This window comes from Micromonospora sp. NPDC049900, from assembly GCF_044461025.1.
Taxonomy (GTDB): Bacteria; Actinomycetota; Actinomycetes; order Mycobacteriales; family Micromonosporaceae; genus Micromonospora.
Window position 1 is genome coordinate 1 of record NZ_JBITKM010000005.1, and the last position, 19,540, is coordinate 19,540.

Sequence of the window (19,540 nt, forward strand, 5' to 3'; positions counted from 1 at the left end):
CCCCGGCACCGGGCGGGGGCAGACCCCCGCGGGGCCGCTCCGCGGGCCGGGGCGGGGGGGGGCCCCGGCCCGGCCCCCGCGGGGGCCCCCCCCCCCGGGGGGGGCCCCCCCCCCCGCCGCGTCTCTCGGCCCGCCGGGCGCGACGCCGACGGGCGTCCTCCTCAGCCGATCAGCCGGTACAGCCGGTGGAAGCGATCGTCGATGGGCAACTGGGTGACCGCCACGAATCCGGCCTCGGTGGCGAGGTCCCGGACGGCGTCCGGACGCAGCACCGTGCCGGTGCCGGCGGACGGCTGCTGACTGCGGCACGCCGGCAGGCAGTGCAGCACGCTGGTGGCGTACTGGAAGCGTTCGATCTCGTCGGCCGGTGCGGCGAACCGCTCCGCCACCCGGGCGTCGAGCACCAGGACGCTCCCGCCGTCGGCACACAGCCGCCGACAGGCCCGCAGCACCTCCACCGGGCGCGCGATCTCGTGCAGCGCGTCGAAGAGGCAGACCAGGTCGTACGTGCCGGCCAGGTCGGGATCGGCGGCGTCCCGGGCGGCGAAGGAGACCCGGTCGCCCAGCCCGGCGTCCGCGGCGTGCCCGGTGGCGTCCGCGATCACCTCAGGGTCGATGTCGTACCCGTCGACGGTGATCCGGGGGAAGGCCCGGGCCAACCCGATGCCGGCCCAGCCCGCGCCACAGGCCACGTCCGCGACCCGGGCCGGGGTGCCGACCAGTCGGGTGTGGATGTCCGGGGCGTGTCGGCGCAGCCAGCCGGCCATCTGGTGAGTGAACATCGCCCGGTTCGCCCCGGCGTGCCCCTCCCGCCAGTCCACGCCGTAGACCGCGTCGGCCACCCCGTCACCGGTGCGGTACGCCTGAAGCAGCGCCGGCAGCGCCGCCGCCACCCCGCCCAGCGGCAGGACGGCCAACGCCGACATGGACAGCGGACTGTCCGACACGGTCAGCACCTCGGCGTGCGCGGCGGGCAGCGTGAACACCCGCTCGTCGGCCGGGGCCGACGCGTCGTCCACGGTCAGGACACCGGCCACCGCCTGCTGTTCCAGCCACTCGCGGGCGTACCGCGGGTCGACCCCGGCCCGCGCGGCGATCTCCCCCACCGTGCCGGGCCCCTTGGCCGCGAGGTCGTCGTAGAGCCCGAGGCGGACACCGAGATACGTGGCGAGCAGTTCCTGGGTGGCCAGCAGCGAGGTCCACATCCGGACCGCGAAGACCCGAGCCTGCGGGTCGACGGGAGTCGTCATCGGTATCCCCTCCGGCGACACATGTGTGTGTTGTTTTCTCGACACACTCTATCCACGCGGGCGCGCCATGGACAGCACCCGGCGGCGGGAGATAGCGTCCGAACACGACACACCGAACACAGGAGGGGGCCGACGTGAACCCAACGCTGTCCCGGGTACGCGAGCTGGCGTCCCGAGTGGCGAAGCACGCCGAGGAGATCGAGCAGCGGCGCGGCCTCCCCGACGACCTCGTGGACGACCTCCGCGCGGCCGGCTGCTTCCGGATGTTCGCCCCCGCCAGTCACGGCGGCGACCAGCTCGACCTGCCCGACGTGCTCGCCGTGCTGGAGGAACTCGCCCGCGCCGACGCGGCCACCTCGTGGACGGTGGGTCAGGTGGCCCTGTCGCACCTGATCGTGCGGTGCGGTCCGGCCGCCGCGCGGGACGAGATCTTCGCCGACGGCGCGGACACCCTGGTCGCCGGTGCGGTGGCGCCCAAGGGCCGGGCCCGTACCGGCGACGACGAGTGGCGGGTGACCGGCCGCTGGCCCTTCGTCACCGGGTGCCCCCGGGCCGCCTGGTTCTATCTGAACTGCGTGCTGGTCTCCGGTCGCAGCGTGCCGGTCGGCCCGGACGGCGCGCCGGCCACCCGCATCCTGTTCGTCCCGGCCCGCGACGTGCGCGTCCTCGACACCTGGCAGGTGTTGGGGCTGCGCGGCACCGCCAGCCACGACGTGACGGTCGACGACGCGCGGGTGCCGGAGCATCTCGCGGTCTCCCCGCAGGACGAGGAGGCCGCGCACCGCATCGCACAGTCCAGCCTGATCATCGGCGCGGTGGCGGTCGGTCTGGCCGACGGCGCGCTGACCGACCTGGTGCGCCTGGCCGCCGACGGCAAGCGCCCGGCGCTGAGCGCGCGGCGGCTCGCCGACTCACCGGTCTTCCTCGACCGGCTGGGCGAGACGCAGACCATGCACCGGGCGGCCCGGGCGCTGCTGTACGCGGAGGCGACCGAGGCCACCACGGCACCCGACTCCGCGTCGCCGGGTGGCCGGGCCCGGCTGCGCGCGGCGGCGGCCCAGGTGACCGGCCTCTGCGCACAGGTCGTCGACGCCGCCTACACGCTGTCCGGCGGCACCGGGGTGTACGACACCTCGCCGCTGCAACGGCGGATGCGGGACATGCGGACCGCCACCCAGCACTTCGTGGCGGGCCGCGACTCGTACGCCACGTTGGGCGCGCTCGCGGTGGACGAGGAGACGTCCGCCGGGCCGCGCTGACCCGAGTCGTCGCGGGGCCGTAAACCGGCGCCGCTGAGAGCACATCGTCTGTGGAGGTTCCAATGAGTGAGTTGTTCTCGGTCGCCGGTAAGACGGCACTGGTCACCGGCGGCACGCAGGGCATCGGCCGGATGATCGCGGAGGGTTTCGTCGCCGCCGGTGCACGGGTCTACCTGACCGCGCGGACGAAGTCCGACTGCGAGGACGTGGCCCAGGAACTCTCGGCCGGTGGCGGGACGTGCGTGGCGATCCCCGCCGACCTCTCCGACGAGTCCGAGTGCGTCCGGTTGGCCCGGGAGATCGGCGAGCGGGAGTCCGCGCTGCACATCCTGGTGAACAACGCGGGCACCGCCTGGACCGCGCCGGTGGAGCAGTTCCCCGCCACCGCCTGGGACAGCGTGCTCGACCTGGGTCTGAAGGCGCCGTTGTTCCTGGTACGGGAACTGGCCGGGCTGCTGCGGGCGGCGGGCACCGCCGAGGACCCGGCGCGCATCGTCAACATCGGCAGCGCGGACGCCCAGCGGGTGCCGGAGATGCCGACCTACTCGGCCGCCGCGGCCAAGGCGGCGATCCACCACGTCACCCGGATGCTGGCGCACGACTTCGCGCCCACGGTGACCGCGAACGTGATCGCGCCGGGCAGCTTCCCGTCCCGGATGATGGCCGGCGTGCTGGAGGCGATGGGTGAGGAGATCGCCGCGGTGACGCCGTTGCAGCGCATCGGGAGGCCGGACGACATCGTCGGCACCGCCATCTACCTGTGCAGCCGCGCCGGGTCGTACGTGACCGGCACGGTGGTCACGGTCGACGGCGGGCTCTCCACCGCCCGGACCGGATACGTGCCGGGCCGGTTCCTCACCGACGAGCAGTGACGGGGCGGCCCGCCCCGACCGCGCGGGGGCCGGGTGTCGGATCGGACACCCGGCCCCCGCGCCGCGCTCAGTTCTTCGGCTTGGGCGGTACGTGCAGGCCGAAGGCGAGTCCCTGGTTGTCCCGGCACTCCGCGAACGCCCCCCACTCCTCGGTGGCCGGACGCATCGGCTCGACCTCGCCGCCGAGTTCCTGCACCCGCTTGATGGCGGCGTCGATGTCGTCCACCCGGAAGTAGAGGTAGTGCTGCGGCGGCCCGGGGTCGCGGTGGAAGCCGCCCGGCACCGCCGCCTCCCCGGTGTCGATCGACCCACCGTGTTCCTGCGCCTGCACCTTCCAGCCGAACAACTCGGCGTAGAAGCTGCTGGCCACCGCGACGTCCGGCACCCCGAACTCGAAGTACGACAGCTCTCCTGACACGACCGGCCTCCTCGGTCCAACGATCCGTGCGCCTCCCCGGCCGACCGTCCGGGCGGGGGGCTATCTAACGCAACAAACTACACTAGGATTCGACCCAACATACTCCGCTGACCGTCGCCATCGGATGGCGCGCCGAGCCGGAAGAGGTGTCACCACGTGCCCGTCACCGCCGCTCCGACCGAACTGATCCCGGACACCGCCGCCCTGATCGGCGCCACCCGTACGGCCACCACCACCGGCGGCGTGCACGAGCACGTGTACGCCGCCGACGGACGCGTCACCGCCGCCGTGCCGCTGGGCGGCGCCGCCGAGATGGACGCGGCGGTCCGTGCCGCGGGCGAGGCCCTCGACGGCTGGCGGGCCACTCCCGGCAACGTACGCCGGGACCTGCTGCTCGCTCTGGCCGACCTGGTCGAGCGGCACGCCACCGAGCTGGGCGCGTTGCAGACGCTGGAGAACGGCTGCCCCCGGCAGTTCGCCTCGGTGATGCCCCGGGTCGCCGTGGACCACCTGCGGTACAACGCCGGCTGGGCGGACAAGGTCGGCGGCGAGGTCGTCCCGACGTGGCCGGTGCGGGCCGTCGACTACACCCTGGACGAACCGTACGGGGTGGTGGCCCTGATCATCCCCTGGAACGGCCCGCTGGTGTCGGTCGCGCAGATGCTCGGCCCGGCGCTCGCGGCCGGCAACACCATCGTGCTCAAACCCTCCGAACTGGCGCCGTTCACCGCGCTGCGCATCGGTGAGCTGGCCCTGGAGGCGGGCTTCCCGCCCGGCGTGGTCAACGTGGTGCCCGGCGGCGCGGCCGGCGGCGAGGCGCTGGTCCGGCACCCGGGCGTGGACAAGGTGCACTTCACCGGCGGCGGGACCACCGCCCGGCAGATCCTCGCCACCGCCGCCGAACGGCTCCTGCCGGTCGGCCTGGAGTTGGGCGGCAAGTCGGCCCACGTCATCTTCGCCGACGCCGACGTCCGGATGGCGGCCCGGCTGGCGATGAGCGGCGCCGTCGCGCTCAGCGGCCAGGGCTGCGCCAACGGCACCCGGGTGCTGGTGCACTCCGCCGTCTACGACGAGGTGCTGCGGACCGTCGCCGCCCGGCTGGCCCGGGTGCCGCTCGGTGATCCCGCGCAGGAGCGCACCATGATGGGTCCGGTCGTCAGCGAGCAGGCGTGCCACCGGATCCTGGGCGTGGTGGAGCGGGCCCGGGACAAGGGCCAGGGACGGCTGGTGACCGGCGGCGAACGGCTCGGCGGCGACCTGGGCGACGGGTACTTCATCGCGCCGACGGTGTTCGGGGAGGTCGACCCGGACAGCGAGCTGGCGCAGGAGGAGATCTTCGGGCCGGTGCTGGCGTTCACCTCCTTCGACACCGAGGAGGAGGCGGTCCGGCTGGCCAACGGCACCCGCTACGGCCTCGGGGCGTACCTGCACACCACCGACCTGCGCACGGCGCACCGGGTGAGCCGTGCGGTGACGGCGGGCAGCGTCTGGGTCAACGGAGTGCCCGGGGTGTTGCCGTCGGCCCCGTTCGGCGGGGTACGGCAGAGCGGCTGGGGGCGGATCGGCGGCGAGGCCGGCGTCCGGGAGTTCCTGCGGCCGAAGAACGTCTGGATCGCCGCCTGAGGTGGTCCCGGCTCCGGCCGGGACCACCCGGAGACCGTCAACCCGCCTGGTGGGCGGCGGTCGGCCGCCCACCGACGGCTACAGCCGCCAGGAGCGGGTCGCCTCCTGCTCGGCCCACATCCGCGCGTACCGCCCGTCGCGGGCCAGCAGTTCGTCGTGCCGTCCCACCTCGACGACCTCACCGGCGTCGAGGACCACGATCCGGTCGGCGTGCCGGACCGTACCGAGCCGGTGCGCGACGACCAGCACCGTACGGTCCCGGATCAGGCCGGACAGGGCCTGCTGGACGTGGCGCTCGTTGGTGGCGTCCATCGCGGCGGTCGGTTCGTCGAGCAGCACGATCGGCGCGTCCTTGACGATGGCGCGGGCCAGCGACAACCGCTGCCGCTCACCACCGGAGAGCGTGGCCCCGCCCTCGCCGACCAGGGTGTCCGCGCCCTGCGGCAGCCGGGCCACGATCTCGTCCACCCGGGCCTGCGCCGCCGCGCGGTCCACCTCGTCGTCGTCGGCCTCCGGTCGGCCGAAGCGGATGTTGTCCCGCACCGACTCGCTGAACAGGTAGCTGTCCTGGAAGACCACGGTCACCGCGTCGAAGAGGGTCCGGCTGTCCAGCTCGCGGATGTCCACCCCGCCGATCCGGATCGCCCCGGAGTCCGGCGCGAAGAACTGGGCCAGCAGGTGCAGGCAGGTGGTCTTGCCCGCGCCGCTGCTGCCGACCAGCGCGGTCACCGTACCGGCGGTCGCCTCGAAGCTGACCGACCGCAGCGCCGGGCGGGCCGCCCCCGGATAGGTGTAGGAGACGCGGTCGAACTCGACGTCGTGGCCCTGCGGCGCCGGTCCGGCCCGGACCTCCGCCGGCACCGGTTCGGCCAGCAGCGCGCCCAGCCGGTCCACGGCCGCCTCGCCGACCCGCAGGCTCTCGGTCTGCTCACCCATCGCCCGCAGTGGCCCGTGGATGCGCAGCGACAGCACCGCGAACACCAGGAAGGTGGCCGGTGCCAGGTCGCCGCCGATCAGCAGGAAGGCCCCGGCCAGGAGCACCACCGGCAGCCCCAGCTCGATCACGGTCAGGAACAGCACCAGCGGGACGACCAGCTTGTTGACCAGCCCGATGCTCGCCTCCCGGTGCCGCACCAGCGCCTGCGCGAGGCGGCCGGCGCGCTCACCGGTGGCGCCGTGCGCGCGGGCCACCGCGATGCCCGAGACGTACTCCTGGAAACGGGCCGCGGCCTGGCCGCTGGCCTGGGCGCGGTCCGCCGCGAGCCGGGCGAACGTCCGCTGCGACCAGGTGTAGACCAGCATCGCCAGCGGGATGGTGGCCAGCGCGGCCAGGCCCATCCGCCAGTCCTCGACCAGCAGGCCCACCGCGATCACCAGCGGCAGCAGGGCCGCGCCGATGATGGTGGGTACGGCACCGAAGACCACCGGCTCCAACTCGCTGAGGTGGTGCGTGACCAGCGCGGTGAGGTCACCGGTCTGCCGCTTGGTGTGGTAGCCGAGCGGCAGCCGGCGCAGGTGTTCCAACGCCCGCAGGCGCAGCTCGCCGAGGAGTTCGAAGGAGGCCACCCAGCTCTGCCGCTGGGCGAGCAGGTCGAAGCCGAACTGGCCGACGGTCGCCGCCACCACGGCGGCGCTCCACAGGAGCACCTCGCGTTGGCTGATCGGCGGTCCGCCGAGGTTGGCCTCGCGCAGTCGTTGCAGGACCACGACGAGCAGCCAGATCGGCACCGCGATGCAGACCGCCGCCGCCATCCGGGCGGCGATCCCCCACAGTTGCTGACGACGCAGCCGGGGATCGGACAGCTCCCACAGCCGGCGGACCAGGGCCACGGTGCGTCCGGCCACCGTGCCGACCGGCGGGGACTCCTGCCGCCCGGCGGCAGGTGAGGTCAGGGTGCTCATCCGCGCGCTCCGCTCCGCTCGTCGCTGGCGCCGAGGCTCCACTGGGCGCTGGTGGTGGCGTCGGCCCAGAGCCGCGCGTACGTGCCGTCGGCGGCCACCAGGTCGTCGTGGCGGCCCGTCTCGGCCACCCGGCCGTCGGTCAGCACCACGATCCGGTCGGCGTCGCGGATGGTGCTGAGCCGGTGCGCGATGACCAGCAGGGTGCGCCCGCTGGCCAGGTTCGCCACCGCCTGCTGGATGGCGATCTCGTTCTCCGGGTCGGTGGAGGCGGTCGCCTCGTCCAGCACCACCACCGGTGCGTCCTTGAGCAGGGCGCGGGCGATCGAGATGCGTTGCCGCTCGCCGCCGGAGAGGGTGGCGCCGCGCTCGCCGACCACGGTGTCGTAGCCCTGGGGCAGGGAGAGGATGAAGTCGTGGCAGCGCGCCGCCCGAGCGGCCCGGTGCACGGTCTCGTCGTCCAGGTCGGGGCGGCCCAGGGTCAGGTTGGCCCGGACCGTGTCGTGGAACAGGAACGGGTCCTGGAACACCACCGCGACGGTGTCCATGAGCTGGTCGACGGCCATCTCCCGGACGTCGACACCGCCGACCCGTACGCTGCCGGCGTCCACGTCGAAGAACCGGGAGACCAGCCGGGCGACGGTGCTCTTGCCCGAGCCGCTGGGGCCGACCACGGCGGTGACCCGGCCCGCCTCGGCGTGGATGCTCACCCCGTCGAGGGCGCGCCGGTCGGGGGTGTAGCCGAACGAGACGTCCGCCAGCTCGACCGAGACCGGACCCAGCGGCACCCGGCGGCCGGTGTCCGGCAGCGCCGGGCTGTTCAGCAGGGCGGCGATCTCGTCGGCGCCGAACCGCACCTGACGCAACTGGGAGCTGTAGCCGGTGAGTTTGGTCAGCGGCGCGGTGTAGCCGAGAGCGAGCAGCAGGAACAGCAGCAGCGTGGGCACGTCGACCGCACCGTCGCGGTAGAGCCAGAGGCCCACCGGTACGACGATCGCCACGTTCGCCGCCATGATCGTGAAGTACGCGGCGCCGCCGGGCAGGAAGGCCATCCCCCAGCGGGTCTCCGAGTCGACGTAGCGGCGGACCGCGTCGGTGGCCCGGGCCACGGTGTCGGTCTGCCGGTTGAACACCTTGACGGCCTTGATGCCGTGCAGGAACTCGGTGACCGCCTGGTTCATGGCCATCCCGGCGCCGTGCCACTGCGCCACCCACGCGCCGGAGCCCCTGGTGGCGTGCCGCATCGCCAGCATGGCCAGCGGGACGACCGCCACCGACGCCAGCGCCAGCCGCCAGTCGATGACGAGGAGCCAGACGGTGGTGGCCGCGACCACGGTCAACGCGGCGACCGCGTCGGGCAGCATGTGCGCGACGAAGACCTCGATGCGTTCGACGTCCTCCATGGCGAGCTTGCCGACCCCGCCGCTGCCGCGTCGGGTCACCTCGCCCAGCGGCAGCACCGAGACGCGTTCGGCGATGCGCTGGCGCAACCGGTGCAGCAGCCAGTACGCGCAGACGTGGCTGATCGCCAGGGCCCCGCCCATCAGCGCGGTGCCGGCCGCGATGGCGACCAGCGCGACGACGGCGTACCGGATCAGCGGGCCGCCGTCGGGTTCCGCCTCGGTGACCAGCTCGACCGCGACCCGGTAGGCCATCAGGTAGGGCACGAGCTGACAGGCCACCGCCGCGACGGCGAGCAGCACGGCCGAGGCGAGTCGGCCCCGTTGCGCCCGGACCAGTGATCGGAGCAGTTCCCGGCCGCCACCACCGGCGTCCGTGTCGGTACCGGCGGCCATCGCCCACCCCGTCTCGTCGGCGGTCGTCGGTCCTCTGAGGACCTCCCGAGCGGGCTAATGATAGTCGTTATCGATGTCGTGAGACAGGTTCGCCACGTGCAAATGTCGCCGACGGTGGGTCGACCGACCGCTCAGGGTGATCGACACCTGTCCGAACGGACCACCCGGGCAGCGTCTCGACCACCCCGGGCAAGGTTCTCCCGCACCGATTGAACCGTTACACCGCCGCCACCCGTACGTCCTGGGCGAAGGGAGAGGCCCATGAAGCGCATGACCCCGTTGCTCACCCTCCTCTCGGGGGCGGTGACGGCCGCCGTGCTGTTCACGATGAGTGCGCAGGCTTCCCCACCGGGAACCCAGCCCGCCGCCGGGAACGGACCACCGGCCGCCGCGCCGGCACCGACCGGGATCGAGGACGGCGTCGAGGCCGACGTCGACGACGACGTGGACGATCCCGCCGACCCGGAGGTCGACCCGGACGCCCCCGACGGCGCGCGGCCCGGCGTGACCTCGCCACCGGCCGACCGGGATCCGTCGTCGGCCGGCACCGAGGTCAACTCGGTGGAGCAGAACTGGATCGGCGAGCTGGAGAACGGCGCCACCATCGCGATCACCGTCAAGAACGGCAAGGCGGAGGCATACGTCTGCGACGGTCGGGAGATGGAGGTCTGGCTGTCCGGCACGGTCCGCGACGGCAGGATCGAGCTGACCGGCAAGGACGCCAAGCTCACCGGCGTGATCCGGGGCGACGTCGCCAGCGGCGAGATGGTCGTCGGCGTACGCCGGTGGAAGTTCACCGCCCGGCCCGAGGAGAAGACCGACGACAGCCCGGTGGTCAAGTCCGGCTCCGGCACCGCCCCGGCGATCTACCGGGCCACCGAGGAGATCCGGGCGGCCGGCATCGACGGTGGCTGGATCATGCTGCCGGACGGTACCCAGATCGGCATCGTGACCTGGAACGGCAAGCCGATCCCGGCACCGCCGCTGGATCCGGCCTTCTTCACCACCAAGGTCAACGGAGTCACCGTCACCGCCGCACCGGTCGTCCCCGGAGCACGGTGATGTCCCAGCACCGCCACGGCAGCGCGCGGACCGTGCCCCGCCGCCGGGAGCCGTCGATGGAGGTGATGCGCGACTTCGACACTCCGCCGCCGAGCGCGCCGACGCCGCGTCCGTCGATGGTGGTCCCGCTGCTGGTCGGGGCGGCGGTCGCGGTGGCGTTGGGGGTCTACGGCCGCACCCACACCCCGACCGGCATCGCGGTCAACGTGGCGGGGTTCTCGTCGCCGCTGACGGTGAAGGTGTGGCTGGGCACCGGCGCGGCGTTCTTCGCCGTCGTCCAACTGCTCTCGGCGTTGTCCATGTGGGGTCGGCTCGGCGGGTTCTCCCCGTCCTGGGCCGGTGCCGCACACCGCTGGTCGGGCCGGATCGCCTTCCTGCTCACCGTCCCGGTCGCGGTGCACTGCCTGTACGCGCTCGGCTTCGCCGACTTCGACACCCGGGTGCTGATGCACTCCCTGCTGGGCTGCTTCTTCTTCGGCGTGTTCGCCACCAAGATGCTGACCCTGCCCAAGCGCGGTCTCGCCGGGTGGGTGCTGCCGGTGGTGGGCGGGGTGGTGTTCGTCGCCCTGATCGGTGTCTTCCTGACCTCGTCGGTCTGGTACTTCACCACGTTCGGTTTCCAGCTCTGACGGAAAGGCACCTCGGATGAACCACGAGCAGGCCGGTTGCTGCCGGTCGCGACGGGCCATGCTGGCCGGCACCGGTGCGGTGGGCGTGGCGGCGCTGACCGGATGCGCCACGTACGGCCAGCCGACCTCGGCTCCCCCGCCACCTCCGCCGCCCGCCGCCGACCCCAGCGCCGACCCGTCCGCGTCCGGCGCGCCGGACGTCGGTGGGGGCCCGCCGGCGCTGGCCACCCTCGCCGACATCCCGGTCGGGGGTGGACAGATCTACGCCGACGCCGGGGTGGTGATCACCCAGCCGACGCCGGGGACCATCAAGGCGTACTCGTCGACCTGCACCCACCAGGGCTGCACGGTGACCTCGGTGACGAACGGCACCATCGTCTGCGCCTGCCACAACAGCGTGTTCGACATCGCCGACGGTTCGGTGCGCAGCGGGCCGGCGGGGTCCCCGCTGCCCGCCGCGAACGTCTCCGTCGACGGGGACGCCATCCGGCTCGCCTAGGCGCCACGGACACGCCAGGACGCGGCCCACTCCAGGCCCGGGCCGCGCGGGGCCGTCCGGGGTGGCGTCGCGACACCGGACGGCCCCTGCCTCACCCGGGGGCGGGTGGGGCAGGGGTCCCGGAGGCTGCGGCGGACTCAGACCGCGAGCGCCTGGCGTACGGTCCGCTCGGCCGTGGCCCCGCCCTCGCCGGCCGAGGTGACCCGCCCCGACTCCAGCACGTGGTAGCGGTCGGCCACCCGCAGCGCGAAGCCGAGGTGCTGCTCGACCAGGAGCACACTGAACCCACGCTGCGCGATCAGCGCCACGATCCGCTCCTGGATCTCGGTCACCACCGACGGCTGGATGCCCTCGGTCGGCTCGTCCAGCATCAGCAGGCGGGGCCGGGTGATCAGGGCCCGGGCGATGGCCAACTGCTGGCGCTGACCGCCGGAGAGCAGCCCGGCCCGGCGGCGCAGCAACCCGCGCAGCGCGGGGAACAGGTCCAGCACCTCGGCGGTGGCCGCCGCGCCGTCCCGCCGACCGTCGGCGACCAGGCGCAGGTTCTCCGCCGCCGTCAGGTGCGGGAAGCACTGCTGGCCCTGCGGCACGTACGCGATGCCCCGCGCGACCCGCTCGTGCGGGGCCAGCCGGGTGATGTCCGTCCCGTCCAGCTCGACCCGACCGGCGCTGGGCCGCAGCAGCCCGGCGGCGACCCGCAACAGGGTCGACTTGCCGGCACCGTTGTGCCCGAGGACCGCCGCCACCCCGTCGTCGGGCACCTCGACGTCGACGCCGTGCAGCACCCGGCTGCGCCCGTAGCCGGCGTGCACGCCGCGCAGACTGAGCATCATGCCTCCGTAGCCGTCGGGGCCGCCCCGGCGTCGACCGGGTGACCGAGGTAGACCTCCTGCACGCGCGGGTCGGCCTGCACCTGCGCCACGGTGCCCTCGCTGAGCACCCGACCGGCGTGCAGCACGGTGACCGTCCGCGCGAACCGGCGCAGGAAGTCCATGTCGTGCTCGATCACCACCACCGTGCGGTCCCGGGCGACCTTCTCCAGCAGGCGGCCGGTGGCGTCGCGTTCCTCGTGGCTCATCCCGGCCACCGGTTCGTCGAGCAGCAGCAGCCGGGCGTCCTGGACGAGCAGCATGCCGATCTCCAGCCACTGCTTCTGCCCGTGCGCGAGGGTGCCGGCGAGCTGCGCGGCCCGGTCGGCCAGGCCGATCACATCGAGCGCCTCGGCCACCTCGTCGGGCACCCCGTGCCGACGGCGCAGCAACGTCGCCCAGCTCCGCCGCGCACCGGCCGCGATGTCGAGGTTCTGCACCACGGTCAGCTCCTCGAACACCGTCGAGGTCTGGAACGTCCGGCCGACACCGAGGCGACTGATCCGGTGCACCGGACGGCCGAGCAGTTCCCGGTCGCCGAAACGGACCGAGCCACCGGCCCGGACCAGCCCGGTGACGGCGTCGACCAGGGTGGTCTTGCCGGCGCCGTTGGGTCCGATGAGGAACCGGATGTCCCCGGGTGCGACGTCCAGGCTGACGCCGTCCACGGCGGTGAAGCCGTCGAAGCTGACCCGCAGGTCGCGTACGGTGAGCCCGTGCAGTTGCCCGGTCACGACGTCGCCTCCGCCTTCCGACGCCGCAGCCGGCCGAACCGGCCCGGGCGCCCGTCACCGTCGTCGCGGCGGCGGAGCAGGCCGACCAGCGACGCCAGGCCGCCGGGCAGGAAGGCCACCACCACCACGAACAACAGACCCTGCAGGTACGTCCAGGTGCCCGGGAACCGTTCCGACAGGGCGGTCCGGGCCCAGGCCACCGCGACCGCGCCGAGGACCGGCCCGAGCAGCGTGGCCCGGCCGCCGATCGCGACACCGATGACGAACTCGATGGACGGCACGATCCCGATCAGCGCCGGCGAGATGATGCCGACCGCGGGGACGAACAGCGCCCCGGCCAGCCCGGCCATCCCCGCCGCCACCACGTACGCGACCAGCTTGACGGTGGCCGGGTCGTAGCCGAGGAAGCGGACCCGTTCCTCACCGTCACGGACCGCGACGAGCAGTTCGCCGTAGCGGCTCTGCATCAGGTGCCGGGTCAGTGCCAGCAACACCAACAGGGTGCCGGCGATGATGAAGTAGACCATCCGCTGGTTGACCGGGTCGTCCAGGTCGTACCCGAAGAAGCCCTGGATGTCGGTGAGGCCGTTGGTGCCGCCGGTGGTGCCCTGCTGACCGATCAGCAGGATCACCATGGCGGCGGCGAGGGCCTGGCTGAGGATGGCGAAGTAGGCGCCCCGGACTCGGCGGCGGAACACCAGCGACCCGAGGACGAAGGCGACCGCCATCGGCAGCAGCACCGTGGCGGGCAGGGCGAACCACGGGCTGGCGAACGGGCGCCACCACAGCGGCAACTCGTCGAGCTGCCCGTACAGCATCATGAAGTCGGGCATGTTGCCCGGACCCGCGTCGGCGAGCTTGAGGTGCATGGCCATCGCGTAGCCGCCGAGGCCGAAGAAGACGCCCTGGCCGAGGGCGAGCATGCCGCCGCGTCCCCAGGCCAGGCCGATGCCGACCGCGACCATCGCCACGCAGAGGTACTTGGCCAGCAGGGACAGCCGGAAGTCGGAGAGCAGCAGCGGGGCGACGGCGAACAGCAGGGCCGCGCCGAACGCGAACCCGGCGGCGGCCCGGAACCGGTGCCGGGACGGACCGGCGGCGGGAGCGGCCGGCCCAGGCGCGGGTACGTCGGCGCTGACGGGGTCTGGGGCGACGGTGGTCATGCCAAACTCCTGGTACGCAGGGTGAACAGGCCCTGGGGTCGCCACTGGAGGAACGCGACGATGGCGACGAACACCATCACCTTGGCGACGCTGAGGGTGGTCAGGTACTCGCCGGAGGCTTGGAGCACGCCCAGCGCGAAGGCGACGATCACGGTGCCCTTGAGCTGGCCGATGCCGCCGACCACGACGACCAGGAAGGCGTCGATGATCAGGTTGGTGCCCATGGTGGGACCGATCGGGCCGAGCAGAGTGAGCGCGACCCCGGCGATGCCGGCCAGGCCGGACCCGAGGAAGAAGGTCGTCCGGTCCACCCGGGCGGTGGCGATGCCGGAGACGGCGGCCAGGTCGCGGTTCTGCACCACGGCGCGGATCCGCCGACCCAGCGGGGTGAGGCGCAACGCGAGTGTCAACGCGAGCACCGCGCCACCGGCCAGGGCCAGGATGAACAGCCGGTTGTTGGCGACGGTGATCCCGCCGGGCAGCGCGATGTTGCCGGTGAGCAGTTCCGGGGCGCGGGTCTGCACGTTGGGGCTGCCGAAGACGTCCCGGGCGAGTTGTTGCAGGATCAGCGAGACGCCCCAGGTGACCAGCAGCGTGTCCAGCGGCCGGGCGTAGAGACGCCGGATCAGCAGCATCTCCAGCAGGACGCCCATCGCGCCGGCCACCACGAAGGCGACCGGCAGCGCCACCAGCAGCGACCACCCGGCCGCGGTGATGACCTGTTGCAGGACGTAGGTGGTGTAGGCGCCGGCCATGATGAACTCGCCGTGGGCCATGTTGATCACGCCCATCTGGCCGAACGTGAGCGCCAGACCCAGCGCGATCAGCAGCAGCACCGCGCCGATGCTGACGCCGGTGAAGAGTTGACCGATCAGAACTGTCACGGTGGGTACTCCGAACTGCGGGTGGGGGTTCGGCCCGGGCGGGACTCCTCCCGCCCGGGCCGTGGGACCGGGACGTCGGTCAGCTCAGGCCGCCGGCCCAGGGGTAGCTCTTGAGGTACGGGTCCGGCGTGATCGGCTGGCCGGAGTTCCAGACCTCGGCGATCAGCCCGTCCGCACCGACCTTGCCGACCCGGGCCGTCTTGGCGATGTGCTGGGTCGCGCCGTCCACGGTGACCAGACCCTCCGGCGCCTCGAAGGTGATGCCGTCGGAGGCCTCCCGGACCTTCTCCACGTCGAAGGTGCCGGCCTTCTCCACCATCGCCTTCCACAGATAGACCGAGACGTACGCGGCCTCCATCGGGTCGCTGGTGGGCTTGTCCGCGCCGTACTTCGCCTTGTACGCGGCCACGAACTTCTCGTTCGCCGCGCCCGGCGTGGTCTGGTAGTAGTTCCAGGCGGTGAGCTGGCCCTCCAGGTACTGGGTGCCGATGCTCTTGACCTCCTCCTCGGCGATCGAGACGGAGACCACCGGCATGGCGGCGGCGGTCAGCCCGGCGGACTTGTACTCCTTGAAGAACGCCACGTTGCTGTCGCCGTTGAGGGTGTTGAACACGGCGTCCGCACCGGCGGACTTCACCTTGTTGGTGATGGTGCCGAACTCGGTGGACCCGAGCGGGGCGTAGTCCTCGCCCAGCACCGTCATTCCGTTGGCCTGGGCGTACGCCTTGATGATTTTGTTCGCGGTGCGCGGGAAGACGTAGTCGGAGCCGACCAGGTAGAGCGACTTGGCGCCCTGCGCCTTGAGATAGTCCAGGCCGGGAACGATCTGCTGGTTCGTGGTGGCGCCGGTGTAGAAGATGTACGGCGACTGTTCCAGTCCCTCGTACTGCACGGGGTAGAACAGCAACGCCTTGTTCTTCTCGAAGACCGGCTTGACGGCCTTGCGACTGGCCGAGGTCCAGCATCCGAAGACGGCGGCGACGCGGTCCTCACGGATCAGTTTCTCGGCCTTCTCGGCGAACGTCGGCCAGTCCGAGGCGCCGTCCTCGCCGACCGGCTGGATCTTCTTGCCGAGTACGCCACCAGCGCCGTTGATCTCCTCGATCGCCAGGGTGATCGCGTCGCGGACGGTCACCTCGCTGATCGCCATGGTGCCGGAGAGGGAGTTGAGCAGGCCCACCTTGACGGTGTCGCCGGAGACGTCGGCGCTGACGCCGGCGGAGGTGTTCCCATCGGTGGTCTTGCTGCCGCACGCGGCCAATGCGGCTGCGGCGACCAGGGTCATGGCACCCGCCAGGATGCGGCGGCCCCGGATCAGTGTCATCAATGCTCCCTGCTTCGCGCCTGGGCGTGGAGTCAGTGCCCGGGAACGAGCGTCGGTCCCGGGTCGAGAAGTGCGGATTCTGCGTGTGCGGTGCGGTCCGTGAAGCCGTGTCGCGCTGCCCGGCACGGCGGGTGGACGCCGGTCCGGGCACCGATTCGGATATCGGGCAGGGAAAGCTTCGATCCGCTTCGTTGCGCGAATGTTTCCCGATCCTCAATAGACTGTTTCCGCTGGCTGATGCTGTTCGCCCGAGCGGATGCAGAAAATGCCGGAGCCCCGCCGCGAGAATCGGCGGAATGGCACCGGCACACGAATATGGACCACGACGGCGGCAATTTCCGATCACCGTCGGGCGGGTGGTCGTATCCGGCCCGCGAGCCAGATACTTCACGCAGGAAGTATCTTATGTGGCCGGCGCGCGATCCTGTCAAGCCACGGTCGGGTCACGCCGCCGATCGACCCCCGCCGCTCGCCGGGCCGCCCACGGGTAGCCGCCTCACAGTTCGGCGAGGACGGTGAAGTCCAGGCCGTCGGCCTCGGCCAGATAGATGCGCTGGCGTACGTGCCGACGACGCAACCGCAGTTCGCCCCGCGGCCCGTCGTACGACACCACGTCGGCGGACGCCTCCACCGCCCGTACGTCCAGCGTGCCAGCCTTGGCGATGAGGGCGGACAGCAGCATCACGCCCTCGTAACAGGACTCACCGAGGCTGCCCAGCGGTGGCGCCTCCAACCCGAAGCGGCGGGCGAACTGACCGTGGAAGTCGAGGTTCTCCGGCGTCACCAGCCCGGCGAAGAAGCCGGCCGTGCTGAACAGCCCGCGCGTGCTCGTCGCACCACTGGCCAGCAGCATGTTCTCGTCCATCAGCGTGCTCAACCGCAGGCAGCGCTGGTCCAACCGGGACCGCGCGAAGGCCCGGTTGAACCGGACCGCGTCGGCTCCGACCAGCAGCATCAGCACCGCGTCGGCGTCACTGCGCTCGATGCGCCGCAGCACCTCGACGTAGTCGTGCGTCTCCAGTGGCAGGAAGTGGTGCCCGACCACCCGACCACCACTGCGCACCGCGTACCGGTAGGCGGCCCGGGTGGTCCGGCGCGGCCAGACGTAGTCGTTGCCCACCACGAACCAGCGCCGGACCCCGAGGTCGGCGGCGAGCACCCGCATCGCCGGCCACAGTTGCGCGTCCGGCGTCTCGCTGGTCAGGAAGACCCCCTCGGTGCGCTCCCCGCCCTCGTACAGCGCGGTGTAGACGTACGGCACCCGGTGCGCGATGCGCGGCGCCACCGCCTGCCGTACCGAGGAGATGTGCCAGCCGGTGACGCCCTGCACGGCTCCGGTCGACACCAACGCCTCGACTTCGGCGGCGACCTCGGCCGGTGGCGCGCCGCCGTCGACCGGCACCAGCCGCAGTTCGCGGCCGAGCACCCCGCCGCGCTGGTTGACCTCCTCCACCGCGAGCTGGGCGCACTGCTCGCAACTCGGGCCGAACATGCCGGCCGGACCCCGCATCGGGTACACCAGCGCGATGCTGACCACGCCCCGGTCGACGGTGAGCCAGGACGCCCCGGCGGCGAGCCTCTCCCCCGCCTGCGGGCGCCCGTACCCCGGTGCCGGCGCGGACATGAACACATCGTGGCCGCAGCCGAGGATGATGACCAGACCTCCCCAGCAGACGGGACGTCTCGGTACGATGACTCGGCAACCGCCAGGCGGGAGTGCCATGTCAGACCTTCCCGGCTCCGCAGCCGACCTGCTACCCCTGCTCACCCGCGCCGAGCGGCTGCTCGCCCGCCGGGTCGGCGGGGTGCTCTCCGTCGAGTCACTCACCATCGAGGCGTGGCGGGTGCTCTGCCTGCTCGCCGACGGTCGGGGGCACCCGATGAGCGAGGTCGCCGCCGAGGCGTCCCTGCCGCCGGGCACCCTGACCAAGCTGGTCGACCAACTCGTGGACCGCAACCTCGTGTTCCGGCGGGTCGACCCGTTCGACCGGCGGCGCATCCGGGCGTACCTGACCGACCGGGGGCGGCGCGAGCACGAGCGGGTCGCCGCGCGGATCCACACCGACCTGTCCGGGCTGAGCGCCTCGGGCGACGCAGACCTGGCCGGGCACCTCGACGACCTGATCGGACGGCTGGAGCCGGAGCGCCGTCCGGCCCCGACCCGGGTCTGACGCCGGGACCGACCAGCGGCGAGTCACCGTCGCCGGCCGGCCATGGTGCCGGTTGACGTCGGTCAGCCGCCGTTGACCGGGCGGAACCGGTGGACGGAGTGGCGGGCCCGTGCCGCGTCGTTGGTGACCGGCCCGACGGCGTCGAACATCACCCGGCCCAGGGTCGCGTGGGCGCGTACCGCCGGGTGGGTGCCGCCGTAGTTGTCCAGGTCGCCGAGGGAGTCGGCGAAGAAGGCGTAGGTCAGCGTCGGTGCGCCGGTCGCGTCGAACATGATGCCGGCCTCGTGCCGGGCTGCGCCGCTCTCGTCGAAGTCCGCACCGTACTTGGTGGCCACCCGGCTGCGCTCCGCCGAGGACATGTCGCGGCGGATCCCGTCGTGGTAGCCGTTCACCCAGCGCAGGATGCCGAGCAGGAAGTCGCTCGACCGGGTCGAGAGCAGGGTCTTGTCGGCCAGCCGCCAGAGCAGGTCGTGCGTCTCGCGCGGGGTGGTCACGCCGAGGAAGAAGCGGTTCGGGTTGGCCACCGGCTCGACCCGGGTGTGCGTGAAGCCCTTGGCCGCGAGGATCTCGTTGATCTCCAGCGCCGGCACCACCCGACCGCACATCCGCACCGACGTGTTGTCGGAGACGAGCAGCATCGCGGTGAGGAAGTTCGCCACGGTGATCTCGTCACCCCAGACGGTGTGCAGGAAGTAGATGCCGCTGCCGCCGAGGATGATGTCGCCGGTCAGGTCGAGGCGCTGGCCGAGCGACAGCTCACCTCGGTCGATCTTGTCCATCACCGCCACCGCGACCGCCAGCTTCTGCACGCTGTACCCGTGCGTCACCCGGTCGGCGTCGTCGGCCACCACGGTCCGCAGCGCACCGGTGCCGTCCACCATCGCCACGTGCGAGTGCCACACGCCGCCCGCCCGCGCCTTCTGCTGCCGATAGGCACGCCCGATCAGCGCCTGTGCTCCACCGGGGCCGGACGCGTCTCCGACCGGCGCACTCGGCGCGGCGACGGCACCGGCCGGTGTCGCCACCAGGGCCGCCGCGGCGGCCCCGATCCCGATCGCGGCCCGTCGACTCATCTGCTCGGCCATTGC

The 19,540-nt window shown here is 72.6% G+C and carries 18 protein-coding genes; 7 read left to right on the forward strand and 11 right to left on the reverse strand.

Annotated elements, in window-relative coordinates; all coding sequences use genetic code 11:
* Nucleotides 1–161 precede the first annotated feature (161 nt).
* The gene (locus ACIBMZ_RS13940) at nt 162–1,250 is read right to left on the reverse strand and encodes a class I SAM-dependent methyltransferase (RefSeq protein WP_396693550.1); all 1,089 of its coding nucleotides are present in this window, start codon (nt 1,248–1,250) and stop codon (nt 162–164) included.
* Nucleotides 1,251–1,384: 134 nt separating this feature from the next.
* On the opposite strand from ACIBMZ_RS13940, the gene ACIBMZ_RS13945 reads away from it, so the two are divergent.
* The gene (locus ACIBMZ_RS13945) at nt 1,385–2,509 is read left to right on the forward strand and encodes an acyl-CoA dehydrogenase family protein (RefSeq protein WP_396693552.1); all 1,125 of its coding nucleotides are present in this window, start codon (nt 1,385–1,387) and stop codon (nt 2,507–2,509) included.
* A gap of 62 nt (nt 2,510–2,571) precedes the next feature.
* Nucleotides 2,572–3,381 (forward strand): SDR family oxidoreductase, encoded by an 810-nt coding sequence (locus ACIBMZ_RS13950; RefSeq protein WP_396693554.1) that lies wholly within the window; start codon nt 2,572–2,574, stop codon nt 3,379–3,381.
* A 67-nt stretch (nt 3,382–3,448) separates the two neighbouring features.
* On the opposite strand, the gene ACIBMZ_RS13955 is transcribed toward ACIBMZ_RS13950, so the two are convergent.
* Entirely contained in the window at nt 3,449–3,799 is a 351-nt protein-coding gene (locus tag ACIBMZ_RS13955) for a VOC family protein (protein ID WP_350694694.1), read from the reverse strand.
* A 156-nt stretch (nt 3,800–3,955) separates the two neighbouring features.
* On the opposite strand from ACIBMZ_RS13955, the gene ACIBMZ_RS13960 reads away from it, so the two are divergent.
* Nucleotides 3,956–5,422, forward strand: coding sequence for an aldehyde dehydrogenase family protein (locus ACIBMZ_RS13960; RefSeq protein ID WP_396693556.1), 1,467 nt, complete (start codon nt 3,956–3,958; stop codon nt 5,420–5,422).
* A 78-nt stretch (nt 5,423–5,500) separates the two neighbouring features.
* On the opposite strand, the gene ACIBMZ_RS13965 is transcribed toward ACIBMZ_RS13960, so the two are convergent.
* A complete protein-coding gene (locus tag ACIBMZ_RS13965) occupies nt 5,501–7,324 on the reverse strand; it encodes an ABC transporter ATP-binding protein (protein WP_396693566.1) in 1,824 nt (607 codons plus the stop codon).
* Entirely contained in the window at nt 7,321–9,117 is a 1,797-nt protein-coding gene (locus ACIBMZ_RS13970) for an ABC transporter ATP-binding protein (protein ID WP_396693568.1), read from the reverse strand. The genes ACIBMZ_RS13965 and ACIBMZ_RS13970 overlap by 4 nt, the downstream gene beginning before the upstream one ends.
* Nucleotides 9,118–9,378: 261 nt before the next feature.
* Here ACIBMZ_RS13970 and ACIBMZ_RS13975 point away from each other — a divergent pair, with 261 nt between their 5' ends.
* The 3 genes from ACIBMZ_RS13975 (at nt 9,379) to ACIBMZ_RS13985 (ending at nt 11,307) form a co-directional block, all read left to right on the forward strand.
* Nucleotides 9,379–10,179 (forward strand): hypothetical protein, encoded by an 801-nt coding sequence (locus ACIBMZ_RS13975; RefSeq protein WP_396693570.1) that lies wholly within the window; start codon nt 9,379–9,381, stop codon nt 10,177–10,179.
* A gap of 65 nt (nt 10,180–10,244) precedes the next feature.
* The gene (locus ACIBMZ_RS13980; RefSeq protein ID WP_396694153.1) at nt 10,245–10,808 is read left to right on the forward strand and encodes a DUF6529 family protein; all 564 of its coding nucleotides are present in this window, start codon (nt 10,245–10,247) and stop codon (nt 10,806–10,808) included.
* Nucleotides 10,809–10,824: 16 nt separating this feature from the next.
* Nucleotides 10,825–11,307, forward strand: a complete 483-nt coding sequence (locus ACIBMZ_RS13985) for a Rieske (2Fe-2S) protein (RefSeq protein WP_396693572.1) — start codon at nt 10,825–10,827, stop codon at nt 11,305–11,307.
* Between the two features lie 137 nt (nt 11,308–11,444).
* On the opposite strand, the gene urtE is transcribed toward ACIBMZ_RS13985, so the two are convergent.
* The 6 genes from urtE to ACIBMZ_RS14015 all read right to left on the reverse strand — a co-directional run bounded on the left by urtE (nt 11,445) and on the right by ACIBMZ_RS14015 (nt 17,905).
* Complete coding sequence (gene urtE, locus ACIBMZ_RS13990) at nt 11,445–12,137, reverse strand: urea ABC transporter ATP-binding subunit UrtE (RefSeq protein ID WP_396693574.1); 693 nt, start codon at nt 12,135–12,137, stop codon at nt 11,445–11,447.
* Nucleotides 12,137–12,910, reverse strand: coding sequence for an urea ABC transporter ATP-binding protein UrtD (gene urtD / locus ACIBMZ_RS13995; protein ID WP_396693576.1), 774 nt, complete (start codon nt 12,908–12,910; stop codon nt 12,137–12,139). Before urtD ends, urtE begins: the two co-directional genes overlap by 1 nt.
* On the reverse strand, nt 12,907–14,073 hold the full coding sequence (urtC, locus tag ACIBMZ_RS14000) for an urea ABC transporter permease subunit UrtC (protein WP_396693578.1): 1,167 nt from the start codon (nt 14,071–14,073) through the stop codon (nt 12,907–12,909). Before urtC ends, urtD begins: the two co-directional genes overlap by 4 nt.
* Nucleotides 14,070–14,957, reverse strand: a complete 888-nt coding sequence (gene urtB / locus ACIBMZ_RS14005; protein WP_396693580.1) for an urea ABC transporter permease subunit UrtB — start codon at nt 14,955–14,957, stop codon at nt 14,070–14,072. The genes urtC and urtB overlap by 4 nt, the downstream gene beginning before the upstream one ends.
* Nucleotides 14,958–15,036: 79 nt before the next feature.
* Entirely contained in the window at nt 15,037–16,281 is a 1,245-nt protein-coding gene (urtA, locus tag ACIBMZ_RS14010) for an urea ABC transporter substrate-binding protein (protein WP_396693582.1), read from the reverse strand.
* Between the two features lie 496 nt (nt 16,282–16,777).
* Nucleotides 16,778–17,905, reverse strand: a complete 1,128-nt coding sequence (locus tag ACIBMZ_RS14015) for a substrate-binding domain-containing protein (protein WP_396693584.1) — start codon at nt 17,903–17,905, stop codon at nt 16,778–16,780.
* A gap of 97 nt (nt 17,906–18,002) precedes the next feature.
* Between ACIBMZ_RS14015 and ACIBMZ_RS14020 the strand changes: the two genes are divergently transcribed.
* Nucleotides 18,003–18,452, forward strand: coding sequence for a MarR family winged helix-turn-helix transcriptional regulator (locus ACIBMZ_RS14020; protein ID WP_396693586.1), 450 nt, complete (start codon nt 18,003–18,005; stop codon nt 18,450–18,452).
* A 62-nt stretch (nt 18,453–18,514) separates the two neighbouring features.
* Here the strand turns inward: ACIBMZ_RS14020 and ACIBMZ_RS14025 are convergent, their stop codons facing one another.
* Nucleotides 18,515–19,537 carry a serine hydrolase gene (locus tag ACIBMZ_RS14025; protein WP_396693588.1) on the reverse strand — a complete coding sequence of 341 codons (1,023 nt, stop codon included), beginning with the start codon at nt 19,535–19,537 and terminating at the stop codon, nt 18,515–18,517.
* Nucleotides 19,538–19,540 lie beyond the last annotated feature (3 nt).